Annotated in this window: 12 protein-coding genes; 4 read left to right on the forward strand and 8 right to left on the reverse strand. The window is 71.4% G+C overall.

Going from position 1 to position 24,156, the window contains the following annotated elements; translation table 11 throughout:
• Positions 1–87: 87 nt before the first annotated feature.
• The 4 genes from lpdA to N8I74_RS15310 all read left to right on the forward strand — a co-directional run bounded on the left by lpdA (position 88) and on the right by N8I74_RS15310 (position 6,477).
• Entirely contained in the window at positions 88–1,872 is a 1,785-nt protein-coding gene (gene lpdA, locus N8I74_RS15290; protein WP_263123973.1) for a dihydrolipoyl dehydrogenase, read from the forward strand.
• A 438-nt stretch (positions 1,873–2,310) separates the two neighbouring features.
• Positions 2,311–3,891, forward strand: a complete 1,581-nt coding sequence (locus N8I74_RS19375) for a lytic polysaccharide monooxygenase (protein WP_308445862.1) — start codon at positions 2,311–2,313, stop codon at positions 3,889–3,891.
• A gap of 161 nt (positions 3,892–4,052) precedes the next feature.
• Positions 4,053–4,604 (forward strand): glutathione peroxidase, encoded by a 552-nt coding sequence (locus N8I74_RS15305; RefSeq protein ID WP_263123974.1) that lies wholly within the window; start codon positions 4,053–4,055, stop codon positions 4,602–4,604.
• A gap of 157 nt (positions 4,605–4,761) precedes the next feature.
• Positions 4,762–6,477: a serine/threonine-protein kinase gene (locus N8I74_RS15310; RefSeq protein WP_263123975.1), complete on the forward strand. Its 1,716-nt coding sequence runs from the start codon at positions 4,762–4,764 to the stop codon at positions 6,475–6,477.
• A 215-nt stretch (positions 6,478–6,692) separates the two neighbouring features.
• On the opposite strand, the gene N8I74_RS15315 is transcribed toward N8I74_RS15310, so the two are convergent.
• The 8 genes from N8I74_RS15315 to N8I74_RS15350 form a co-directional block, all read right to left on the reverse strand.
• A complete protein-coding gene (locus N8I74_RS15315; RefSeq protein ID WP_263123976.1) occupies positions 6,693–7,982 on the reverse strand; it encodes a DUF445 domain-containing protein in 1,290 nt (429 codons plus the stop codon).
• Positions 7,983–8,027: 45 nt separating this feature from the next.
• Positions 8,028–11,753 carry an eCIS core domain-containing protein gene (locus N8I74_RS15320; protein ID WP_263123977.1) on the reverse strand — a complete coding sequence of 1,242 codons (3,726 nt, stop codon included), beginning with the start codon at positions 11,751–11,753 and terminating at the stop codon, positions 8,028–8,030.
• 131 nt (positions 11,754–11,884) lie between these two features.
• Positions 11,885–15,694, reverse strand: coding sequence for a hypothetical protein (locus N8I74_RS15325; protein WP_263123978.1), 3,810 nt, complete (start codon positions 15,692–15,694; stop codon positions 11,885–11,887).
• 10 nt (positions 15,695–15,704) lie between these two features.
• The gene (locus tag N8I74_RS15330; protein ID WP_263123979.1) at positions 15,705–16,991 is read right to left on the reverse strand and encodes a hypothetical protein; all 1,287 of its coding nucleotides are present in this window, start codon (positions 16,989–16,991) and stop codon (positions 15,705–15,707) included.
• Positions 16,992–17,001: 10 nt separating this feature from the next.
• The gene (locus N8I74_RS15335) at positions 17,002–18,390 is read right to left on the reverse strand and encodes a hypothetical protein (protein WP_263123980.1); all 1,389 of its coding nucleotides are present in this window, start codon (positions 18,388–18,390) and stop codon (positions 17,002–17,004) included.
• 29 nt (positions 18,391–18,419) lie between these two features.
• The gene (locus tag N8I74_RS15340) at positions 18,420–20,342 is read right to left on the reverse strand and encodes an AAA family ATPase (protein WP_263123981.1); all 1,923 of its coding nucleotides are present in this window, start codon (positions 20,340–20,342) and stop codon (positions 18,420–18,422) included.
• Positions 20,335–21,936 (reverse strand): hypothetical protein, encoded by a 1,602-nt coding sequence (locus tag N8I74_RS15345; RefSeq protein ID WP_263123982.1) that lies wholly within the window; start codon positions 21,934–21,936, stop codon positions 20,335–20,337. Before N8I74_RS15345 ends, N8I74_RS15340 begins: the two co-directional genes overlap by 8 nt.
• Positions 21,933–24,146, reverse strand: a complete 2,214-nt coding sequence (locus N8I74_RS15350) for a phage tail protein (protein ID WP_263123983.1) — start codon at positions 24,144–24,146, stop codon at positions 21,933–21,935. The genes N8I74_RS15345 and N8I74_RS15350 overlap by 4 nt, the downstream gene beginning before the upstream one ends.
• Between the last annotated feature and the right edge of the window lie 10 nt (positions 24,147–24,156).

Raw genomic sequence — 24,156 nt, forward strand, 5'->3', positions numbered from 1 at the left:
TGTAACGCCGCAGGGGAGAGTAAAAAAAGCGGGGCCGGGCCGCATGCCCTTCCCCCTTCCCTCTTCCCCCTTCCCATAGGGAATCCCATGAGCAACATCATCGAATTGAAAGTGCCCGACATCGGCGATCACGGCAACGTGGACGTGATCGAAGTCTTTGTCACCGCCGGCGACAGCGTGGCCGCGGAGCAGAGCCTGATCACGCTGGAAACCGACAAGGCCACCATGGAAGTGCCGGCCATCTCGGCCGGCGTGATCAAGGAAGTGAAGGTCAAGGTGGGCGACAAGGTGTCCGAAGGCAGCGTGATCGCGCTGCTCGAAGCGACCGCGGCCGCCGCACCGGCCCCCGGACCGGCGCCGGCACCTCAACCCGCCCCCCAGTCGGCCGGCCCGGCGCCGGCTGCGGCGCAACCTGCCGGCAGCTACCAGGGGCCGGTCGACATTGAAACCGAGATGCTGGTGCTGGGCGCCGGCCCGGGGGGTTATTCAGCCGCGTTCCGCTCGGCGGACCTGGGCTTGAAGACCGTGCTGGTCGAACGCTACGCCACGCTGGGCGGCGTCTGCCTCAATGTGGGCTGCATCCCGTCCAAGGCGTTGCTGCACAACGCCTTCGTCATCGACGAGGTGGCCCACCTTGCAGCCAACGGCATCAAGTTCGGCAAACCCGAGGTCGATATCGACGCACTGCGCGGCTTCAAGGAAAAGGTGATCGGCAAGCTCACCGGCGGCCTTGCCGGCATGGCCAAGGCACGCAAGGTGGAACACGTGCGCGGCGTGGGCACCTTCCTCGATCCCTACCATCTGCAGGTGGAGACCACCTCGGGCGAGGGCCGCGCGGCGACCGGTGAGAAGAAGGTGATCCGCTTCAAGCAGGCCATCATCGCCGTCGGCTCCTCGGTGTTCAAGTTGCCCTTCATCCCCAACGACCCGCGCATCGTCGATTCGACCGGCGCGCTGGCACTGAAGAGTGTGCCGCAGCGCATGCTGATCATCGGCGGCGGCATCATCGGCCTGGAAATGGGCACGGTATATTCGACCCTGGGCGCGCGCCTCGATGTGGTCGAGCTGTCCGACGGGCTGATGCAGGGCGCCGACCGGGACTTGGTCAAGGTCTGGCAGGACTGGAACAAGCACCGTTTCGACAACATCATGCTCAACACCAGGACCACTGCGATCGAACCCAAGGCCGACGGCGTGTGGGTGACATTCGACGGCGAGAAGGCACCCAAGGAGCCGCAACGCTACGACCTGGTACTGCACGCCACCGGCCGCGTGCCCAATGGCAGGCAGATCGGCGCCGAGAACGCCGGCGTGAAGGTGACCGAGCGCGGCTTCATCGAAGTCGACAAGCAGATGCGTACCAACGTGCCGCACATCTTCGCCATCGGCGACCTCGTCGGCCAGCCGATGCTGGCGCACAAGGCGGTGCACGAGGCCCACGTGGCGGCCGAGAACGCCGCCGGCCACAAGGCCTGGTTCGACGCGCGCGTGATTCCGGGCGTCGCCTACACCGATCCGGAAGTGGCGTGGGTCGGCCTGACCGAAGACCAGGCCAGGAAGGACGGGCGCGCCATCACCAAGGGCGTGTTCCCCTGGGCCGCGTCCGGCCGCGCCATCGCCAACGGCCGCACCGAAGGCTTCACCAAGCTGATCTTTGACGCCGAGAGCGGTCAGATCCTCGGCGGCGCCATCGTCGGCCCGCATGCGGGCGACATGATCGGCGAGATCTGCCTCGGCATCGAGATGGGGGCGGACGCCGTCGATATCGGCAAGACCATCCACCCGCACCCGACGATGGGCGAATCGATCGGCATGGCCGCCGAGGTGGCCAAGGGGGTCTGTACCGACCTGCCGCCACAGCGCAAGAAGTAGGCGACCCTCGTTCCGGCAAGGCCAGCCCCGACGACGCGGCTGGCCTTTTTGCTGCCGCCATCCGGCACGATCGTCCCACCTGTCGTAGCGGATGCCGCAGCGCCGGCACCGTCACGCGCCGACCCCGGTGCATCGCGACACCGCGCAGTGGTCTTATATCAAGTGACCTTGGCACTCCACTGGTCAGCAGCAATATGCCAGCCGTCAAATAAGCAAACTCGAATATCGAAATCGATTCCCTGGTGCTGCTTGAAGCGGACCATCCGGACGCAACTGGTCTCATCGTCCACGCGCCTTGAATCCAGTTGCGCTGACGCAGTAAGCTAACGGCGCTTGCGACCCTGTATTTGTGGGATACGCAATCTCCGTGCCGCGCCGCAGACCAAACCCCACACCCAAGAGGGGGCAGCGCGCACCCCACCAGAATGAGGAGACAACATGAAGTCGACGAGATCCTTTGCGGTGAAGCCGCTGAAGCTCGCCCTGACCGTCGCGCTCGCCCTGCCGGCCAGCGTCTTCGGGCACGGCTCGATGGAAGTGCCGGTAAGCCGCGTGCTCAACTGTTTCAACGAAGGCCCCGAAGCGCCCAAGTCGGCCGCTTGCCAGGCCGCAGTCGCCGTTTCCGGCCCGCAGATGCTGTACGACTGGTCCGGCGTCAACCAGAACCCCAATGGCAACCACCAGGCTTTCGTGCCGGACGGTCAGCTGTGCGCCGGCGGCAAGTCCAACTATGCCGGCCTCGATCTGCCGCGGCAGGACTGGGTGACCACGCCGATCGCCCCCAATTCCAACGGCAATTTCGAATTCATCTACTACGCGCCCGCACAGCACTCCACCCGGAACTGGGTGTTCTACGTGACCAAGGATGGCTGGGATCAGAGCCGCCCGCTGCGTTGGGCCGACCTGGAGCAGTTCTGCACGCTGGGCAACGTCCCGGGCGATGCCAACAAGCGCTACCATCTGACCTGCCCGCTGCCCAAGAACAAGTCCGGCAAGCACATCATCTTCAACACTTGGCAGCGCTCGGACAGCCCCGAAGCGTTCTACTCGTGCTCGGATGTGAGCTTCTCGCCCATCGTCTCCAACTACAAAGAGCTGGGCCAGATCCGTTCCTCGCAGGACCTGAAGGACGAGACCAAGGTCACCTTCCGGCTGTTCGACGCCAACGGCGCCGACCTGGAAACCTTCACCGTGGTGATGACCTACAATCCGGCCAACGGCGACCAGATGTTCCTGGCCAATCTGTGGCCGTACTACCTTGCCCAGAACGTGAACGCGGCGTCGCGCTACGTCAGCATCGGCGTGCTCTCCACCAACGGCAGCGTCTCGCCGGCCAAGAGCACCCAGGACAACCGCGTGTACTCGCGTGACGGTGGCAACTACACCTTCCGCGTAGACATCGCCGGTGTCGTCGCGCCGACCCCGACTCCGGTCACGCCCACACCGACCCCGGTGACGCCCACACCCAACCCGGTCACCCCGACCCCCACCCCGGTGACGCCGACCCCGACGCCGGTGACGCCCACGCCGACCCCGGTCACCCCGACGCCGGCCCCGGGCACCTGCCATGCCGCCTGGGCTGAAGGCAAGACCTACAACGCGGGCACGCTGGTGACCTACAACGGCCGCAACTACCAGGCACTGGTGACGCACGTCGCCCACGTGGGTGCCAACTGGAACCCGGCCTCCAGCAACACCCTGTGGAAGGATGTCGGCGTCTGCACCGGCACCGCCACCCCGACGCCGGCCACGCCGACGCCCACCCCGGTCACCCCGACCCCGTCGCCGGTGACCCCGACGCCGACCCCGGTGACCCCGACGCCGGCCACGCCGACGCCCACTCCGACCCCGGGCACCGGCTGCGCACCGGCCTGGGCCGCCGCCACCGTCTATGCCGCCTCCAACACCAAGGTGAGCTACAACGGCCGCAACTACCAGAACAAGTGGTGGACCCAGGGCGACAACCCGTCCCAGACCGGTCAATGGGGCGTCTGGCAGGATCTCGGTACCTGCCAGTAAACCGACCTCGTGCCAGGGGGCTTCCGCCCCTTGGCATGACGCTGTACCAGCCCTCCTGACGGAGGGCTTTTTCTTGGGATCGGACGCGCTGCAGGCGGGGGCGGGCCGCGGCACAGGCTGCTATCCTCAACGCACTTTCACGTTGCCGCGAGGATCAGCCCATGCGCCCCCTGCTCCGCCTGTCACTGCCCCTGTTGGGCGCCTTGCTCGTCAATGCCGCATATGCCGCCTGCCCACCGCTGCTGGACAGTCGCGTCAAGACGCTGCAGGGCGAGACGATCGACCTGTGCCGGCACGCCGGCAAGCCCATCCTGGTGGTCAACACCGCGAGCAAATGCGGCTACACCCCCCAATTCGAAACACTGGAATCGCTTTACCAGCGCTATGGCAAGCAAGGGCTGCTGGTGATCGGGTTTCCGTCCAACGACTTCAAGCAGGAGCTGGCCACCAACAAGGAGATCGGCGATTTCTGCCGGTTGACCTACCTGGTGCGCTTTCCGATGGCCGAAGCCACTAGCGTCAAGGGCACCGCCGCCAACCCGTTCTATCGCCGGCTGATCGAGGCCACCGGCACCGAGCCGCAGTGGAACTTCCATAAATACCTGATCGCGCCGGACGGCAAGAGCGTGACCGCCTTCCCCTCCAAGGTGAAGCCGGACGACCCGGCCATCATCGGACCGATCGAGCGCTGGCTGGGCGGCACCGCCTCCTGAGCTGCGCGCCGGCCTGGGGCAGGCAGCGGTCCGCCGGTGATGACAACGTTGTGCAACCGCTCACATCTGCCGTCGCCGTCACGGCCGCTGTGGCGTTGCGCTGCCACAATCTGTGACAATGCCCCACCCGGGCTTTCTTGCAACGCGACGCGACCCGATGAATCACGAGTACATTGCCCACTACCAGATCCTGGACCGTCTCGGCAAAGGCGCGATGGGTGTCGTCTATCGCGCCCGCGATACGCGGCTCGAACGCGATGTGGCGCTCAAGGTGCTGGAAGTCAGCTCGCTGGAGGAACAGGATGCGGCCAGCTATGCCGCGCGGCTGCTGCAGGAGGCACGCTCGGCGGCACGGCTCAACCATCCGGGCATCATCACCGTCTATGACTGCGGCACCTGGAACGGCCAGCCCTATCTGGCGATGGAGCTGGTCGAGGGCCGCTCGCTCAAGGCGCTGCTGGACCGGCAACGCGTGCTGTCGGTCAAGCAGGTGATCGGCCTGGCCAAACAGATGTTCGACGCACTGGGCCACGCGCACGACAGCCAGGTGGTCCACCGCGACATCAAGCCGGCCAACCTGATGCTGATGCCCTCGGGCCGGCTCAAGATCATGGATTTCGGGATCGCCCAGCTGCCCACCAGCGATCTGACCCGCACCGGCACCATGCTGGGCTCACCGCGCTACATGGCACCCGAACAGCTGGCCGGGCAGAAGCAGGACGGCCGGGCCGACCTCTTCGCCACCGGTGTGGTGCTGTACCAGGCGCTGACCGGTGCACAGCCCTTCGATGGCGACCACCCGGTCAGCATCGCCTACAACATCCTGCACAGCCAGCCTGCCGACCCCCGCTCATTGCAACCGGCCACGCCGGCATGGCTGGCCGAATTGATCCTCACCTGTCTGGCGAAGAAACGCGAAGAGCGCTTTCCCGATGCCCATGCCGCGCTGGCGGCACTGGTGCGCGGCCAGCGCGGCGAGGCGTCGCCCAGCCCCATGGGCGATACCACGGTCATCGCCGCCGCCCCTGAGGAGCCGCTGCGCGAAGCGGTGCCGCCGCAGCCGTCGCGGCCCACAGACGATCAACCGTCGGCCGCCAGGGAACATGCGCTGGCCCTGGCCAGGCTTTCGTGGCGCGGCGTGGCCGCCGCATCGCGGCACGGCTGGCGTGGGTTGCGTGCCGCTGCGATCGCCACCTGGCCTCATGTGCGTGCGCTGTCCGGCCGGGTGCGCGCCGGCACGCCGGTCGCCGTCGCCGCACTGCGGCGCGGCGGCAACGCCCTGGCCCCGCACCTGCGCAACGCCGGCCAGGAGATGGGCAAGGCCACCGCCACCGGCTGGCGCAGCTATCGTCGCCTGACGCCGCGCGGGCAGTTGATCGGCGCCGCCGGGGCCATCCTGGTGCTGTCGCTGGGCGCCGCGATGCTGACGGTGCAGCCGCCCGAAGCACGGGAGCAGATCGAACGTGCCGCGGTCGAACCGACCTCGCCGCTGCCCGAGGTCAAGCTGATCCCGGTGCGCAAGCCGGATCCGGCCGCGGAGGAGCTTGCAGCGGCGGAGCCGGTATACGAAGACGGCGCGCCGACCGCTGCCCGGCAGCGGCAGCTGGCCGAGATCTACATCCCGCCGCAGGTGGAGCCGTTGCCGCAACGACAGGAACCGGTCATCCACACCGAGCCGCTCGACGAAGCCATGGTGGCCGAGCAGCAGGCCCCGATGGAACCCGAGCGGCCGGCCAACGGGCTGCCAGGCGAACTGCGGCAGGCCAGCCGCGAACTGGGTACGGTGCTGGGCAACGCCTGGGATTGCCTGCGCGGCCAGGCAAGCTGCCCGCAGAATCCCAATCCGCCTGCCGACGAGCGCCGCCGCCCCTGACACCGGCACCCGGACGGCACCTCGCCGCACCCGCACCGCCTGCGGGCCGGCCCCCTCACCGCGTGGTTGCGCGCCCGGCTCCATGGAGCAGCATACCCTGCGCCTGCCAGCCGACGTATCCAGGTCGAGACAGCCGACGGCACGGCGGGGACACGGGGTACGTGGCCGTCATCCCGGTGCCTTGATGCCGCGCAGGCCGGCGGGACATGCTCCGCTCAGCGCAGCGCCATCTGCACGGTGTGCAGCAGCAGGCCGATCAGACCGCCCACCAGGGTGCCGTTGATGCGGATGAACTGCAGGTCGACGCCGACGTTCAGTTCCAGCCGCTCCACCATCACCGCATCGTCCCAGCCCTTGAGCTGGTCGGCGATGAAGTGCCCGATCTGGGTGCGATAGCGCAGCACCGCCCGCACCGTCGCCTCGCGGACACTGCGGTTCACCCATTCGGCGAGATGCGCATCCTCGCGCAGCCGGTCGCGCAGGTGCCGGGCGGCGCCCGCGCTCTTGTCGCGCAACACCGAATCAGGTTTGGCCAGATCGTGGCGCACGATGTCGGCCAGCCCCTGCCACAACGCTTCGAACTGCCGCCCGAACGACTGCGCATCGGCCAGTGCCCGCACCCGCGCTGCCACCCGCTGGCGCAACGCGTCGTCGTGCTGCAGTCGCAGGATCAGCGCGTCCAGCTCGCTGTCGATCAGCCGCCGCAACGTATGCCCGGGCTCGGTGCGGACCCGTTCCACCTCGTGGACCACGGCGGCCACGAGCTTGCGCGCCACATAGCGCCCGCCCGCCTCGTCCAGTGCCACCCAGCGCAGGTACGACAGTTCGCGCGCCACCATGCCGGCCAGCAGCGTCTGGACCTCGGGGCGCTGCAAGCGCTCGCCGACCTTGTCCAGTACACGTTCGAGCAACAGCTGATGCTGGCGTTCGGCCAGCAGCACGCCGAGCAGTTCGCCGCCGTGACGCGCCCAATCCAGCTCCAGCAATGCATCGTGCGCCATGCTGCGCGCGGCTTCGCGCACGTGCGGCGCATCGAGCACCGTCAACAGGTAGCCCGCCAGATGCTGGATCTGCTCGGCCAGCTGCTCCACATGCGAGGGGCGTGACAGCCAGGCGGCGATGCGGCGCGCCGGATTGAAGGCGTCGATACGCAACGCGATCTGCTCGCCGGCAAGGAAATGGGTCTCGATGAAGCCACCCAGGTTGTCGGCGATACGCCGCTTGTTGCGGGGAATGATGGCGGTGTGCGGAATCGGCAGGCCGAGCGGGCGGCGGAACAGCGCGGTCACCGCGAACCAGTCGGCCAGCGCCCCCACCATGGCCGCCTCGGCGAATGCCGAGACAAAGGCCCAGGCGGGATGCCGCGCATGCAGCGCTTCGGCCAGTACGAACACGGCCAGCGCCGCGAGGAACAGGCCGGTGGCCAGGGTGCGCGCCTGGCGCAACCGCAGGCGCTTGGCATCGAGCAGCGCGCGTTCGCGCTCCAGATAAAGCGGATCGGTCATGCCAGCCATGATAGGCGGCAAGGTGCGGCACGTCAGCCGCAGTGCTCACACCACTTCATCGACCAGTTGCCTGAGCGTCTGCATCGCATCGATCTGCGGCACCACGAATTCCACATTGTCCCACGACACGTCGAACGGCTCGCCTTCGCGGTAGTGCAGCGGCAGGCGCACGCCGAAACGCAGGTTGGAGCCCAGCTCGAATCCGGCAAGCCGCCAACGCTCGTTGTAAAGCTCGATGGTATCGAGCAGCAGGTCGGCCTCCACCCGGGCGAAGCCGGTGAGATCGACGCGCAGCTTGGGTTCGACGAAGATCTCGCCAAGTGCATCGATCGCAAGGCCGGTGGTCGGGGTCCAATCGACATCGACCCCGGCCTGCACCGCGCCTTCCAGACCCAGCTCGCCGCCGACCTCCAGTCCCAGCGACGCACTGACGATGGGAATGCCAGCGCCCAGTGCGCCCGAGACGAACAGCCGCAGGCCGGCATGCGCCGGGATGTGCAGCTGGGCGCCGCCGGTGACGTGGGTCTGGTCCTCGTGCGCCGGGTTGTAGACGATGCCCAGCCGCACCTGCCGCAGCTGCCCCGGCCCCACGCCGGCCGACAGGTCAAGCCCGCCACCGATGGTGGCGAAGATGCCGACACGCTGACGCAGCACCGTGAAGCCGACGATGGGGATATCGAGCGCGATCTCGAACAGCCGCCGGTTGTACTCGCGCGCATCGAACAGGTTGAGCGCCTCGGGCAGCGCCAGCTCGCCGGTCAACTCGATTTCGCCGTTGGGCAACAGCCGCACCCCACCGGTGGCCTGCAGCCAGGGCGCCAGCCGCACCGTGACCGCGCCGCCACCGTAGGCGGTGAGGATATCGGTGGGCTCGGTGCCGCGGTTGCCCTGCGCATCCACCGGCAGGTTGGTCGCGCCCACCTGCAGCTCGCCCGAGAGCATGCCGCGCTGGTATTGGCCGCGCCCCTCGACCACAAAGGCGCCGTCGCGGTAGTCGACATCCAGCGTGATCACCGCCCCGGCCAACCCGGCCACCACCTGGCCGTTGGCTCGCACATGGAATTCCTCCTCACCCGGGGCACGGGTCAGTTCCACGTTGACCGTGCCGCTGCGCACATTGGGAATGTCATCGGACAGCTGCAGCCCACCACCGAAGGTCAGCGTGCCGTTCTCGTCGCGCCGCAGCGAGACCCGGCCCTCGCGGATGCCGCGCATCGCCGGCGTGAGCGTGCCTTCGGCGCTGAAGCTGTCCTGCGAGAAATCCACTGTCAGCCGCGCGGCGTTGACGCCGCGCACCGCGCCGGGCTTGAGCGCGATCTCACCGCGCCCGGTCAGCCGGCCGGTCTCGGTGTCGTACGCCAGCTCGATGCGTGCGGGGTCGAAATAGCGCGCGTCGAAGTCGAAGCCGCCGGAGAAACGCAGCCCGCCCGCCGTGGTAGCCTCGGCGCCCAGAAAGCCCTGCCCCACACCGCGGATGCCGAAATCGACACGGCCCTCGGCCCCAAAGCCGCGCTCGGAGCTGAGCAGCAGCGTCAGCGAGCAGTTGCTGATCTCGAACGGCGGCGGCACATGGATCTCGCCGCTGGAGAAGGTCTTGGAAACGCTCAGATCGCCCCGCACCAGGCTGATGTCGACATCCGCGCCGCGCAGCAGCGGCAATGTCGGCAGCAGCTTGCCGTGCATCGCCAGCCCCTGGTCGGTGAGCTCCACCGAATTGAAGCGCACCGGGCTTGCGCCGACGATGCCCAGGCTCGCGCCGCCTTCGGCGGCTGGTGCACCGCCACCGGCTGCGCCTTCACGCTGCGCGCTGTAGACAATTTGCGATTTCTCGACGTAACCGGCATAGCGGCTGCCGCCCGGAAAACGGGTGATCGGCACCGTCCGCGGCGGCTGCGGCTGGTAGCGCACCCTGGCGCGCGCCGGGTAGCCGGCGGCATTGAGCTGGATGGTGAAACTCTCCAGCACGCTGGCGGCCCCGGCGTCGCTGCCACCGGCCGGCGTCGATTCGGGCGCCGCGCTGGCCGCGCTGCTCATGTTCTTGGCGGTGATCTCGAACGGACTCAACCAGTTGCGCTCGACGGCAAGCACCGTGGGCCGGTTGCCGAAGCTCTTGGCCATCCAGCCGGTGCGTTGCGGGAAGACCCGGATCTCGGTGGCCGAGCCCAGCCGGGTGAGGTCGGCAACTTCATAGCGCGATTCGAGATTGGGTACGGCGAAATGCGCCAGTTCGCCGATCGCGCGCGCGCTCCAGATGTCGCCGCGCTCCTCGGTGGCACGGCCCAGCCGGAAATCGTTGTCCGGCGCGACCGCGTTGAACTTCATCGCGTATTCCTGCATCACGCGGCTGGCGCTCCAGTCCGCGCCGCGCGCCCGGGCATGCGCCTGCGCGCGGGCCATGAGCCTGCGGCGCAGCTGGAAGCCTGCCTGGGAATTGATGAATCCCTTGACCAGCTGCATGTTGGCCGCTGTGTCCTCGCCGCCGAGCTGCAATTCCTTGGCATGGTCGATGGCGTAGGTATTGCCGGTGCAACTGGCGTCCCAGCTGGGCACCGTCAGTTCGCCAGCGATCTCGGGCAGCGTGCCGATCACCAGACGCTGGCGACCGACGCCCGAGATCGGAAAGGCAAAGCCGTAGGTCAGCCCCGGGGTGGGCTCGGCATGCAGCTGTTGGCGCAGCTTTTCGGTCAGCCGTGGCAGCAGCGCGCTGGCGGCACCCTGGTGTGCCGTCTTCCAGCGGTTGCGCAGCGCCTCGGGGTCCTCGTCGGGGCGCTGGTAGTTGCGCGGGCAGGTGACCGGCGCCGGGTGCGCGGCCACCTTGAAGATCGGCAGCTCGATGCTGTCGAATTCCAGCGTCTGGCCGTCGGGCAGCAGCCGCCCCTGTTCGCCGTTGAACGTGGCCGGATCGGGTGGCGGCCCCGCAGGTGCCGGTGCGGGCGCGGGGGATGGCCCACCGGTGCCGCCGCGCTGGATCAGCCGCTGCAGCACCGCGCCCTGCTGCACCACGTGCGCCGCTTCGTGTGCCAGCAATGCCACATCGTCCGGCGACTCGCCCGGGCCCAGCCAGATGTCGCTGCCATAGGTGAAGGCACGCGCGTTGAGGGCCTGCGCCAGGCGCTGCGCCGCCTCGTCGCGATGCAAGCGCACCGCGGTGAGCGGCACGCCAAGACCCGCCTCCAGCTGCGCGCGCACCGCGTCGGACAGCGGCTCGCCCGGCCCGGGCCCGTGCAGTTGCGCCAGCAGCGCCGGGTCGGTCAGCGTGAACCCCAGTCCGCTGGCCGCTGCCGGTGTGGCAGCCGTTGCCGCATCCGTGCCGGCCTCGTCCTCGGCCTCGACGGCGCGCCGCACCATCCCATCAGTCCGGTCCTGCCGCTGCAGCGGCGGTTGTGGCAGCTGCTGCCGCGGCACCGCCGCGTCCGGCAGGGCTTCCCGCCGTATCGCGCCATCGGCCGGCATCTGCCGCCGCAACGGCGCCTCCGCCATGGCGGGCTGCGGTGCCGGTGTCACCTTGCGCGCCGGCGCGGCCTGGGCGTTGGACAGGCCGGCCGCCAGATCGCGCTCGCCGGCCGCCAGCCGCTGCGCCACCTGGTCGGCTTCGTGCTCCAGCGGCGAGCTGGCACTGCCCACCGTCACCGCCTTGGCCTGTGGCGCGCCGGCCCAGGCCCCCCAGTGCGGATTGCGCTCGGCCGGATGCGCCGGTGCGGCGGTACTGCGCGCCACCGGTGCGGCATGGCGGCGGGCGGGCTGGACAGGTTGCGGCGCGGCGCGGGGCATGGTCCTAGCCCCCGTCGCCGCGGGCGTCGCGCCGGCAGCGACGCAGCCCGCCCGTCGACCCGGCTGCTTTGGCCATGTCCGCCGGCGCGGCGGTCGCCGTGCCCTGCCGTACTGCTGCGCCCGCCATCGCCTCAGTACCCGTTGAGCGAGAAGAAGATCACCGCCAGATAGTCCTGCGGCGGCATGCCGCGTGCCTTCAGGCCCTCGATCTCCGGCGCCTCCAGCACCCGGGTGAAGCGTTGCGCCACCGCCCCCCTTGGATCGAGCGCCAGCAGCCGTTCCTGCAGCACTTCCATCACGCGGGTGGCGGCCGGGTCGGCGGCAGCCAGCGTATTCACCGTTGCACCGCGTGCCTGGCGCGACAGCGCATCGCGGATTGCGGCGTCGAACGCACTGCCATCCACCGGACGCCAATCGCGCCATCCGATCGCGTGGAAGGTGGCCGATTCGTACTCCACATAGTGGTAGCTGTCGTAGTTGACGATGGCGACGAGCACCTGGCCCAGCTGCACGGCCCGTTCCAGCACGGTGAGGCCGGCACAGCCGGTGATCTTGGGCACATCGGTGCTCAAGCGGGTGGCAAGCAGCGATGGCGAGCCGGCGAGCGCGGTGACGATGGCGGTGCCGCGCTGGCGCGTCGCCTCCTCCTCGCCCGCCTTGCCGTGGCACGCCAGTGCGCTGGCCGGCAGCTGCGGCGGGTTCCAGACCTGCGCCAGCGCCTGGCGCGCCGCGTCACCGAGGCTGACACCGTCGGCCTCGAACTCCAGATGCACGGCCGGGGTGAGGCCCGCGTCCTGGAGCGCCGCCTGCAGGCCGGCGCGCTCCAGCTGGGCGTCGAAGCGTTCGCGCGCCGCCCGGTCCGGCAGGATGTAGACATCGTGGCAGACCGTCTTGACGGTCCGCGTGACAAGGAACATCGCGCCGTCCAGCCCGGACAACCCCAGCTCGGGCAGCACCGGCATCAGCAGGTTGTCGACGGTCCCGCCCGCGGCGCCAGCCAGTGCAAGCTGCAATGCCCCGAGCCGGCTGCGCGCCAGCGCCTCGCCTTCGCCCTGCGCCGCGCCTTGCGAGCCGACCGCGCCGAACACCAGCTGCGTGCCCGGCTCGGCCTGCGCCCAGTCGGCCAGCAGCTCGTCCAGCGGCGATGCAAGCGTGCTGCGCCCGCCGGCGAAGGCCACCACGCTCACCGGGCCGAAGCCGGCCTTGGTGATGCGTTCGCTGTCGCCGGACAGCACCGCGGCGCGCGCACCCTGCAGCTGCCGGTCGCTGCCGACGCGCACGTGGAAGACCTGATAACGCCGCGCCGACAGCGGGGCGGTGGTGCAGTCCCCGGCGCACTGGTGCGGACTGCGGCGATGGAACAGCACCCAGTCGTGACGGGCGAACAGCACCGGCGCCTCGCTGGGTGGTTGACGCGCGCCGAAGAGATCGGCCATGGCATCGGTGACGAAGTCGGGCGAGCCCTCGCGCGTGCCCAGGATCTGGATCGCCGTCTCGGACGCCAGGCGCAACGGATGCCCGGGCAGCAGCGCCGCATCATCGCGCACCAGATCGGCCTGCAGCCGCAGCGCTTCGTCGTCGCGCGGCACGAAGGCCAGCGCAAGGCGCGCGGCGGCCGGCTCGGCACGCCAGTCAAGCGCGGCTTCGATCGCGACGAGGTCGAACAGCGCCTCGGACATCTGCACGCCGTGCAGGTCGGCGTCGATGCGCAGCGTGCCGCCCAGCGCATCCAGCTCGCGACGCAGCAGCACCGGCACCGACAGCGGCACCAGCTGGCGCCCGCCGGTACCGGCGAACGAGCCCGACAAGGCCGCCGAGCCGTTGAAGGTGGCCTGGACCGCCAGCCCGTCGCGATGATGGCTGCGATGGTCGATGCGCAGCTTGCCCAGCAACGCCACGTCCAGGAACTGCCCGGCCCCCTCGCCGGGCATCAGCACCGTGAGGTCCAGCCTGAGCGGTACCAGCGCGCCCTCGGCCGCCTCGAACACCTCGCCGCCCGCCTCTGCCGAGACCCAGAGCGCGACATGGTCGACCCGCGCATCGCCCAGGCCCGCGTAGCGCACCCGGCTGGTCTTGCCGCGCTGTGCCGCGGCCGCCGCGCGCTGCGCACGCACCTGCCCGGCCTCGGTGCGCAGGCGCATGTAGCGCATCGCGGTCGCACCATCCCCGGCGGTCTTGGCCGCCTCCCTGCCCTGCGGCGCATCACGCGCCAGCAGCGTGACTGTCTTCCAGCCGGCGCCGGCCATGCTGTTGGGATGGGCCTTGGCCCAGGCGCGCGCCGCCGCCAGCGCCTCGCCCTTGCCGGCGGTTTCCATCATGCCGGCGAAATGGAACGCCGCGCCGCCGCCACTGCCGGTGCTGCGCGCCGCGCCGGCCAGCACCGACGGGGCGTAATCCGCCGTGCCCGCGCGATAGGCCGGGTCCGGCTGGCGCGCTGTGCCCTCATCGGCCGCGCGCACCTGCACGCGCCAGCCGGCGTCGCCGTGCCGGCCCCCATCGGCCAGTCGGCCATCGGGCACCAGGATATCCACCTGCTCCTGCTGCTGCGGATCGTCGAGCCCACGGGTCAGCGAGATCCGCTCCAGATGCTGCGCCGCCTCCCAGGCCCGGGCCACCGCGTCCGGCCGTACCGCGCAAAAGCGCAGCGCCACCCCCTCGCCCAGCAGCGCCTGTACCTGCCGGTTGACGCTGAGCGTGTCGCCCGGGGCCACCGGCAGGTAGCCCGCGCTCGGCAATTCGACGATGCCGCCCTCCAGCAGCACACGGTCGGTGGCGGCCAGCGTGACCGACCGGGTGGCGCGGGCCAGCCGGTCGGCCAGCAGCGCCAGTCCACCCGGTCCGCCGGGCAATCCGGCGCCGGCTTCGGCCGCGCCGGCCAGCCGCTTGGCGGTACCCTGGTAGAAACGCTGCAGCACCTGCATCGCATCGCTTGCCTCCACCACCAGCCGGCGCAATCCCAGGCAGGGATCATCGTCGCCGCCGGGCGCGGGCGCCTCGGTCAGCACATGCACCAGCTGGCACTGGAACTGCAGCACCTGCGCCAGGAACACATCCCACGGCCGCATCATCATCTGCCACTGCCAATGGCGTCTAGGCATGCCGTCGATGCGCTCGCGGCGCGCGCTCCAGCCGTCAAGAAAGCGCACCTGGCCACCCGCCACCGCCAGGATGCCCAGCGGCACCATGCCGTCCGCTTCGGGCGCGGCGCCCTGGCACCATGACGGCGAGCGCAGCAGCGCGGCGCCCATCACCTTGCCATGGCGTGCCGCCTCATCGGCGAAATAGGCCGAGGCCACGCGCGAGCGCAGGTGGGCGCCGGTGAAGTCGAACGCGCTGCTCGCCGGCAGCGGGCTCGCCAGCGTCAGCGGTTCGGCCAGCAGCCGCACCCCTTCGCGCCGCGTGTCGTAGTCGGCCTGCTGCGCGCAGGCCGAGGCGCACGCCTGGCCCCACACCTCGGCGCGGCCGCAGCGCGCCTCGGCATGGGCGATGCCGATCAGATACAGACTGCTCGCGGCCACCGGATCGGCCTGCGGCATCCCGTCGGTGGCCACGCATCCGGCAAAGTTGCCGCCGCCCGGCGCGGGGCCGGGCGTCGGTGCCGCCCTGCCCTGGCTGGCCAGCAGCTGGGCGATCTCGACCTCGGCGCCGTCGGGCAGCATCAGCACCCGGCCTTCGGCATCGATCGCAAGGCCGGCCGCCAGCCGCAGCCTCATGCCGCTGCGCAGCGACAGCTCGAAGCCGTGCACCACGCCGGCGCCGCCGGCACGATTGCCCTGCCGGGCCAGCGCGATCAGATAGTCCTGCTCGCGCGTCAGGTCCTCGACCCCCAGGTAGCGACCGTCGAAGTAATTGAGCCGGGTCAGCGACGTGCCGTCCGGGATCAGCGTGATGCCCTTGCCGGTGCTGGCGAGCACCTGCGTGGAAGTGATATGGGTAGCCATCGCGTCTCTCTCAGTGGGTCCAGACGGCGTCGCGGCCCTGCTGCGCTTCGGCGATGCTGACCGGGAACGCCCCGGTATCGCCGAACAGCGGCAGGTGGTCGTCGCCCAGGATGGGGGTGGCACCGGTGCCGGGCAGCACCACGCGCAGATGCCTGCCGGCCGGATCGTCGGTCAGCTCGACCTCGACCGTCCCGGGCGCGGCACCCGGCCGGCAGTCGGCCACCACGGCGCTCTGCCAGCCGCTGCCGGGGTCGAGGATGCCGGCGCTGACCGCCGCGGCGTTGAGTGTGCTCGCCAGCACCGGCTTGTCGAACGGCAGGGTCAGCACCTTGCCGGCAAGCGAGACCGCATCGGAACGCAGCCGCGGGCCGGACTGCGCCGCCGCCGGCTGCGGCGCGAGGGCATCCTGCAGCGTCTGCGTGGGCAGCAGCACCGGGCGGATCAGGTTGTCCACCTCGCCCGCGGTCACGCGGTAGTCGTCGCCGTCCGGCTGCAGCGTGAGGTCAAGTACCTCGGCCAGCGGGATTTCCAGCGGCGCATCGGCGGCGAACAGCTGGCTTTCGATTTCGTCGCTGTCGCCGCCCACCGGCTGCGCCAACGCATCGAGGATGGCAAAGCGCCGCAGTGCCGCCAGCCGCTGCAGCAGCCCCTGGCCGGGCAGTGCCGCGCGTGCGGCCACCGCGTCCGCATCGTCGGGCAGCGGGTTGCCCTCGCCGTCCGCGCGCGGTTCGGCCAACCCCAGCAGCACGCGCACCAGATGGTTGCGCTGCGGCGGTTGCGGTGCGCGCCCGGGTTTGAGCAGCAGCTGGGTGGTTTCGATCACCCGCGAATACGCGGTCTCGCTGCCACCGCCGGCACAGGTATCCACCAGGGCCGGCACGGGGCGCGCCAGACAGGCGCGATGGCGGATCACCACATGCGCATCGAACACCAGCAGATCGCCGGGTGCGTCATCCTGCTTGAGCGTGACCTCGTCGGCATGCGCCGCATACCACTGGCCCAGCTTGAGGCACTGCAGCACCTCGAGCGGCAGTTCGCGCCCGACCCCGTCGAGCGCGAGGCCGGGCGCCACCCGCAGCTCGCCGCTGACGGCGTCCAGCGTCACCTTCAACCCCCACACCGTGCCCCAGCCATGCAGCCAGGCGGCGTGCAGCCGCGCCTTGCCGCGGTGATAGGCCTGATCGGTGTTGAAATCGTCCACCCCCAGCAGCATGCCGTAGTGGTAATAGACCGCCTGGAACGGCTGGTTGGGCAGCAGCGCCGTGCCGTCGGCGGCGAACAGGGTCGGGTCTGTCATCGCAGGGCCCTCAGAAGGTGGGTTGCCCGCGCAGCGCGTACAGGCGGCGCGTCTCGGTGAAGGTCGCGATGTCGCCGGCCTGCGCGGTGACGCTGGGGAGCGTGGCGGCCAGCCAGGCAAGCCGGCGTCGGCGGGCGCGCGCCTGTATCCGGGCGGCCAGCACCGCCGCCGCCGCTGCGGTGACAGCCGGCGCCAGCGTGGCAGCGTCCAACGCGGCATAGCGTTCGAGCGTCTCGCGCGCCTGGAAGAAGGCGGCCACGTCGATCCATGCGCTGTCGGGCACCGCAGCCTCCCAGGCGCTGAGCGTGGCCGGGTGGGTGCTGCCGGCATAGGTCGCCTCGGCAATGTCCAGCGCATCCTGCGCCTGCTGCAGCGCCTGGGCGGCCTCGCCCAGCGGGGTGCCCGCATCGGCCTCCAGCGCGGCGAGGTCCGCGTCCGGGTCCTGCGCCAGTGCCTGCAACCGGGCAATCCGCAGCGCACTGCCCTTCTGCGCCAGCGTCAGCGCTGCCGTATCGCGCGCGTGCTGCGCCGCCGCCGCCGCGGTACGGGCTGCCAGCTGTGCGGCGTCGTCCAGCTCGGCCTGCTGCTCGTCGGTCAGTTGCGGACGCGCCTCCTGCGCCAGCCGGAGCAGCGTGGCCACCGCGCCGGCGACTTCCGCCACCGCATGTTCGGCGTAGGAGAGCAGCGCCGCCTCCCTGAGCGCCAGCGTCCGTTCCAGCGCGGGCAGCGTATCGCTGGCCAGCCCGGACGCCTGCAGCTCGGCATCGAGCGCCGTTGCCAGCGCCTGCGCCGCCTGCAGTGCGCGTTCGGCCACCCCGGGTGCCGCGTCGTAGCGCGCGCGGGCCCGGTTGCGCAGCGCTTCGGGCAGCACCTGGGCAACGCGGTCGCCGACCGCGGTGCACACCGCGCCGGCCAGCGCCTCGGCCGCGGTGGTGCGCACCGGCGCAGCCGGGCCGACGGTGAGGATGGTTTCGGCCTGGGTCCAGCGGGCCGCCCGTGCCTCCTCCTCGCGCCAGGCGGCCTCGGCGGTGGCCTGCGCGGTGCGTGCGCCTTCCAGCGCCAGCGCCGCGTCCTCCAGTGCCTGCACTGCCAGCGTACGCGCCAGCTCGGCATGCAGCCGGGCGGCCTGCAGCCCGCGTTCGGCGAGCAGGGCCTCGGCCAGCGCCGCCAGCAGCGGCGCGGCATCGGCCGGCAACGGCGCCGCGGCCAGTTGCCGACGCAACCGGGCCACCGTGGCGCCGGCCGCCGCCAGCGCGGCGCTGACCGCGACGAAATCCTCGCGTGCGGCCTTGTCGGCCTGGCGCGCGCTCTCGAAATCCTGCGCGGCACGGGGCAGCGCGGCCTGGGCGGCGTCGCGCTCGCGTTGGGCCAGTTCGACCAGGGTGGTGGGATCTGCCATCTCGTTGCTCCTTGGTTGCGATCGCCGCCCTACTGCGGGCAGGGCCGACCGGATTTCTCGAATTCCAGGACGATGGCGCGGCACAGCTGCGCCTGGCCGATGGGCGATTCCTCGGCCGCGGCGTAGTAGGCCGCGGCCAGGAGGGCATTGCGGATCATGGCGCCCGACATCGGGTAGAGCGCCGCCAAGGCGTCGAAGTCCACGTCCGGCGCCAGCGGCGCGGCGCCGGGCAGATGCCGGCGCCAGATCGCGGCGCGCTCGGCCTGTCCGGGCTCCGGAAAATCGACGATGGCCTCGAAGCGGCGCAGGAACGCCCGATCCAGCTGCTGCTTCAGGTTGGTGGCGAGCACCGCCACGCCGTCGAAGCGCTCCAGCCGCGTCAACAGGTAGGCGGTCTCGACGTTGGCGTAGCGGTCGTGGGCATCGCTCACGTCGGTGCGGCGGGTGAACAGGGCGTCGGCCTCATCGAAGAACAGTACCGCCCGGGCACTCTGCGCCTCGTCGAACACCGCCTCCAGGTTCTTTTCGGTCTCGCCGATCCACTTGGAGATCAACCGCGCCAGGTCGACCACCAGCAAGCTCACCGCCAGCTCATGCGCCAGCACCTCGGCCGCCAGCGTCTTGCCGGTGCCGGGCAGGCCGCAGAACAACAGGCGCACGCCGCGCCGGCCGGCATCGCCGCCGTCGAACCCCCACTGGTCGAGCACCCGCCATTGCGTGCGCAGCCGCGCCGCCACATCCGCAAGCTGGCGGCGTGGGCCGGCCGGCAGGATCAGATCGTCCCAACCCAGCCGTGGCGTGCGCCGACGCAGTGCCGGGCCGGCGAGGTCCGGCAGCCGTGCCTGCAATGCCGCGACCCCGGCGTCGAGCGACACCGGGGCATCCGGCGCGAAGCCGGCTTCCAGGTCGGCGCGTACCCTTGCCAGCGTCTGCGGATCGAGCGCAAAGCGCGCCGCCAGCGCCTCGGCATGTGGCGCGAGCTGTGGCACCGCATCGCGCCACAGGCGCGGCTGCGCGGCGCGCGCCAGCGGCGGCGCGGCCAGCGGCAGCAGCGGCCGGCGCAGGGTCGGGAGCGCGGGGCCGGCCGCCCCGGCCAGCACCAGCGGCGCCGGGTGGCGCTCGACGCACGCGGCCTGTTCGGCGCTCAACCCCCTGGGCACCCGCAGCAGCGCCAGCGTGCCGCGCGCCAGGCAATGGGCGAGCACGCCGTCGAGTGTCGCGCCGGACCAGCCGTCGATGTCGAAACAGCCGACATTGCCCAGCCGCGCCGCCAGCTCCCCCGCCCGCAGTGCGGCACCCTCGCCGTGCAGCCACAGCAGTGACTGCGGCACCGCGGCCAGCCGCTGCAGCGTGGGGCGCACGCTGTCGAACCAGCCGTCGTCGAACGGCAACGCATCGCCGGGCAGCGGCGCGCAGCCCGGCGGCCACAACGGCACGCCGGCCAGCGCCGGCCACAGGTGTTCGGTGAGCCGCAGCCCGCGTTCGGGCAGCGGCGCATCGTCGGTCCAGATGATCAGCCGATGGGCGAACAGCGCGCTGCCGGCAACGAGCTGCCATGCCTGCAGACGGGTCGGGCCGTGCCCGGCCAGCCGTGCGAACAGGCTGACCGTGGGATACGGCTCGCCTTTCGGATGCAGGGCGGCGAACACCGCGCCGTAACCCTCGTGCTCTTCCGGCATGCCGGTGAGCAGCAGCAGCAGCCGCTCCTGCGGCCCCAGGCGCAGCGCCGCGCACAAGCGGGCGAACGGCCTGACCCCGGCCGCGGCGCCGGTGGCGTGCTGGCCGGCCAGCCGCCATTGGTCGTCCAGGAACGCCAGCAGCGCGGCCTGCCCCGGCCCGGCCCCCTCGCGCAGGCATTGCGCCAGCATGGCGGCCACGCGCGCCGCCTGATACCACAGCGGGCGCGTCAGTCCCTCCTCGTCCAGGGTGGCGTCGTGCACGCGATCATTCATAGACATACCTCAACACGATGCCCAGCCACGGTACGAAGCCAGGGTCCAGGTCGAGCGCGGCACGGCGCAGTTCGAGCGACACCGCGCTCAACGGGAAATGCACTTCGAACCAGCCTGGATCGGCCACCACCGTGGCACGGCGCGCGGCGACCTGCTGCAGCAGCCCGCTGCCGGCCCATGCGGGCACCCGCGTCGCCAGCTCGGTCAGCAGCAGTTGCCGCGCCTCGACGAGCGCCTGCAGCGCCGGCGCGGTCCAGTCCGGCACCACCGGCTGCCGATCCGGCGGCCAGCCGGCAAACGCCAGCGCGGCCGGGTCGCGCTCGCCCAGCTGCGGCAGCAGCAGGCCGGCCAGCCGGTGCAGCACCGTCGGCAGCGTCCGCCCCGCCAGCGCAGGCGCCGCCAGCAGCAGGGCGAGCGCACCACTGGCGGGCAGCAACGGCAGCAGCAGCAACAGCCCGCCCCACTCGGTGACACCGCGTGCCGGTCCAGCTGCGGATGCCCCCGGAACGGCGGTTTCCGGGCCCCTGCGAAGCGCGGCGATGCCCGCCTCACAGTCGGCTGTTGCGTCAGGCTTCGTCCCGGTGGCCGCCGCGCTGTCGGCAGGCGACAAGGCGGCCGGCAGGTTGTCCGGCAGGTCGGCACGCGCCGGCCCCGCCGCGTCGCAGCCCGGCGAGGTCGGCATGGACGGCGCCGGTGACGACGCGTGCGCGGCTGGCGTCCCGGGCTGCGCAGTGGTGGTCTGCACGGCAGAAATGCCCATCGCAGCCGCATCGGCCGGCACCGCCCTGCACAGCATGGCCACGCGCTGCGCCAGCACCGACTGTGCGCGCCGGGCCAGCGCCGGCTCAGCCACCAGCCACAGCAGCGCTGCCCATACGCTGCGCCGTGCCGGTTCGGCAAGCGGCATTGCCTGCCAGCAGTGCGCCCAGGCGGCCGGCAGGGCGGCCGGCACCGTGTCCATCTCGGCGGGCAGTGCGTGACCGGGGGCGCCGGGCAATTGCGCCGGCGGCAGGCACAGCGCGGCGGCGACGCACTGCAACAGCGCCTGCGCCTGCGGCAATGGGAGGCGGGCTGCCAGCCGGGCCCAGGCCGGCGCACCGGCAAGGCCGAGCAGCCACGGCAGCGCGAGTTCGGGCTCGCCCGCCAGCGCCTGCAGCAGCGCATCGATCCGCGCGGCTGCGTCCGGCTGCTGCTGCGGCAGCCAGCCCAGCCGCCGCCACGCCCAGTCGCGCGTCGGGTCGGCAGCGAGCATGTCGTCGCCGTACACCTGCCAGGCCGCCAGCCGGTGCCGGAAGCGCAGCACCACGCCGGGCGGCGATTCGATCAGCTGCCGTGCCAGTTCATGCGCCAGCTGCCCGCCCCAGCGCCGCGCGGCGGCACTGTCGCTGTCCCGCGCCGACAAGGTCACCGGCAGCGCCAGCCGGCGCACCAGGACCACCTCCTGCGGCGCGACGTGCCGGGCCAGGCAATCGGCCAGCGGCAATGCCAGCTCCTCGCCGATCAGCGCGGCCTCGATGCGGGCCGCGCGCGCCGCCTCCCCGGCCGGAACGGACCAGCGGCTGCGCCAGCGGGCAATGCCGATCGCGTCGCTCATCGCAATCTGCTCCCATCGTCCAGCCGCGAGACATCGGGCTTGAGCGCCCCATCGGCATGGCCCAGCGTGCGGCCCTGCCCGAGCGGGCCGCCGACCGCGAGCGGGACGAAGCCCGCACCGCGGCCGATGATGGAGCTGAGTCCCAGGTGCAGCGCCAGTCCCACGCGCATGCCGGCGTCGATGGTGCACAGCTCGTACAGCGTGTGCGCCGGCCGGTGTGCTTCGAGCAGGTCCCGCACCAGGCGCTGCTGTTCTTCCGTCAGGCTGCCCAGCACCATCACGGCAAAGCGGTGCGCATGGGCGGCGAACGCCTGTGTGGCCGCATCGGCGTCGGCCACGCCGTCCTGCTCCCCGGCACGCGCACCCACGCGCAAGCCGAAGCCCACCACCGCCCGTTCGCGCCGCCCGTCCGCGGCCTCGCCCACCTGCCCCAACCCGCGAAAGCGCCAGCGTTCGACCAGACGCACCGGCAGGCCGGTGGCGATCTCCAGCAGCCGGGTGAGCCCGGCCGGCGTGCCGCGCAGGCGCAGCAGCGGGATCGCCTCGGCCAGCAACGTGCGCCGCGCCGTCTCGGACAGCCGTTCATCCAGCGCCAGGCCCAGCCAGCCGGCGAGCCAGGGCAGCACCGGCTCCGGCGCGCTGGCCGGTTTGAGCAGCGCGTGGCGCTGGTCCGACTGGTGCGCCAGTTCATCGCTCAGGCCGGCGAGCGGCAGCAGGTAGCGGTAGAGGAAATCACGGGTGGCCGGTTCGCGCGAATACAGCTGCGGCAGCCGCTTGAGCCAATCGTGCCCCGGGTGTTCGGCGCGGACACAGCGCACGCGCGGCGTGGCGCGCGAGGTGCCGGCAAGATCGAGCGCCAGCCACAGATAGCGCCCCGGTGCACTGCCGCACGGCGCCTCGAAGGTGGCGAACACATCGGGTGCGCCCGGCCAGGGCTGTTCGGTGCCGTCCACGCGCCGGAACAGCGTCCCCCCTTGCGACGGTAGGCCGGCAAGCCAGGCCACCGGTGGCAACGGTGTGGCCTCGGGCAGCGGGATGGGCTGCAAGGCACTGCCGGCCGGTGCGCTGCGCAGCAGCCGCGGCAACGGGTCCTCGTCATCGCTGGCATGCGCATGGACGCGCAGTTGCGTGCCATGCGGCAGGCAGGCATCGAGCAGCACCCGCCCCCACACCGTCTGCTCGCGGCCGCTGTCGAGCCGGAACAGCACCACCCGGCCGGCGGCGTCGTAACGCGGCCGTGCCGCGACAGCGTGCCGCAGGCCGGCTTCGCTCCAGTAGGCGATGCGGCCATCCGGCGCCAGCGCGATGCCCATGCCGTCGTAACCGCGCGCGGACAGCGGCTCGGACAGCGCGAGCGCAGCAAGATCGAGCCGCAGGAAGTCCTCGTTCGGCCGGCGTGCCAGCACCAGCCGCTCGCCATCGGCGCCCGGCTGCGCCAGCAGGTCCGAGGCGTGGGCGGCGATGCCGTCGGCCAGCGTGAGTCTGCGCGGCGGGTGCCAGCCGCCGGGCCGGCGCGCCAGCAGCCATAGCGCGGCCGCCATCGTGTGGGCGGCATCGAGCAGTACGCAGCGTCCGTCGGCAAGGATCGCCAGCCGCGCCGGTGCCGCCAGCGCATCGAGCGCGATCTCGACAAGGCGCACCGCGCGGGTGGCGGACAGCCGCCATAGCCGTGCCGGCGTGGCGGACAGCCCGTACAGCCAGCCACCCGACCATGCCAGGTCCACCGCGCCGGCCGGCACCGCCACGCGGCGCAGCAGCCGGCGCCGCGGCAGATCGAAGATCAGCACCGCGTCGTGCGCGGCGTCGAGCACGAACAGGTGCCCATCGTCGTCGCAGGCCAGCGCGCGTGGTGTGAAGGCGGGCAGCCAGGCGCCGGCGGGTGCGAAATCGCCGGCGGGTGGCGCCGGCGTCGCGGCGATCACATCGGCCACCGGCACCGGGCGCTGCGGGTGGAGCGGGTCATAGTCGCCCCACAGCAGCCGCTCGATGCGCCCCTCGCGCGGTACGCTGCGATACAACCGGCAGCCGGGGCCGAATGCAAGCCCCGCGCCGGCGGGATCGACGATGGGCCCGGGCTCGCCGACCGTATCGTCGCCCTGCCAGGCGAGCTGCACCACGCCGTCGACCAGGGCGGCATGCTCGAAGGCGCAGCGTAGCCAGGCCGGCGTGCCGGTGACGATGGCAAAGCGCGCCTGCGGCTCGGGCATCATCCCGCCCTCC

The organism is Chitiniphilus purpureus (genome assembly GCF_025642115.1).
Classification (GTDB): Bacteria; Pseudomonadota; Gammaproteobacteria; order Burkholderiales; family Chitinibacteraceae; genus Chitiniphilus; species Chitiniphilus purpureus.

Bases quoted from the DNA above. Each gene is read 5' to 3' on its own strand.
- lpdA (WP_263123973.1), top strand. From the start codon at position 88: ATGAGCAACATCATCGAATTGAAAGTGCCCGACATCGGCGATCACGGC.
- N8I74_RS19375 (WP_308445862.1), top strand. From the start codon at position 2,311: ATGAAGTCGACGAGATCCTTTGCGGTGAAGCCGCTGAAGCTCGCCCTG.
- N8I74_RS15305 (WP_263123974.1), top strand. From the start codon at position 4,053: ATGCGCCCCCTGCTCCGCCTGTCACTGCCCCTGTTGGGCGCCTTGCTC.
- N8I74_RS15310 (WP_263123975.1), top strand. From the start codon at position 4,762: ATGAATCACGAGTACATTGCCCACTACCAGATCCTGGACCGTCTCGGC.
- N8I74_RS15315 (WP_263123976.1), bottom strand. From the start codon at position 7,982: ATGACCGATCCGCTTTATCTGGAGCGCGAACGCGCGCTGCTCGATGCC.
- N8I74_RS15320 (WP_263123977.1), bottom strand. From the start codon at position 11,753: ATGCCCCGCGCCGCGCCGCAACCTGTCCAGCCCGCCCGCCGCCATGCC.
- N8I74_RS15325 (WP_263123978.1), bottom strand. From the start codon at position 15,694: ATGGCTACCCATATCACTTCCACGCAGGTGCTCGCCAGCACCGGCAAG.
- N8I74_RS15330 (WP_263123979.1), bottom strand. From the start codon at position 16,991: ATGACAGACCCGACCCTGTTCGCCGCCGACGGCACGGCGCTGCTGCCC.
- N8I74_RS15335 (WP_263123980.1), bottom strand. From the start codon at position 18,390: ATGGCAGATCCCACCACCCTGGTCGAACTGGCCCAACGCGAGCGCGAC.
- N8I74_RS15340 (WP_263123981.1), bottom strand. From the start codon at position 20,342: ATGAATGATCGCGTGCACGACGCCACCCTGGACGAGGAGGGACTGACG.
- N8I74_RS15345 (WP_263123982.1), bottom strand. From the start codon at position 21,936: ATGAGCGACGCGATCGGCATTGCCCGCTGGCGCAGCCGCTGGTCCGTT.
- N8I74_RS15350 (WP_263123983.1), bottom strand. From the start codon at position 24,146: ATGATGCCCGAGCCGCAGGCGCGCTTTGCCATCGTCACCGGCACGCCG.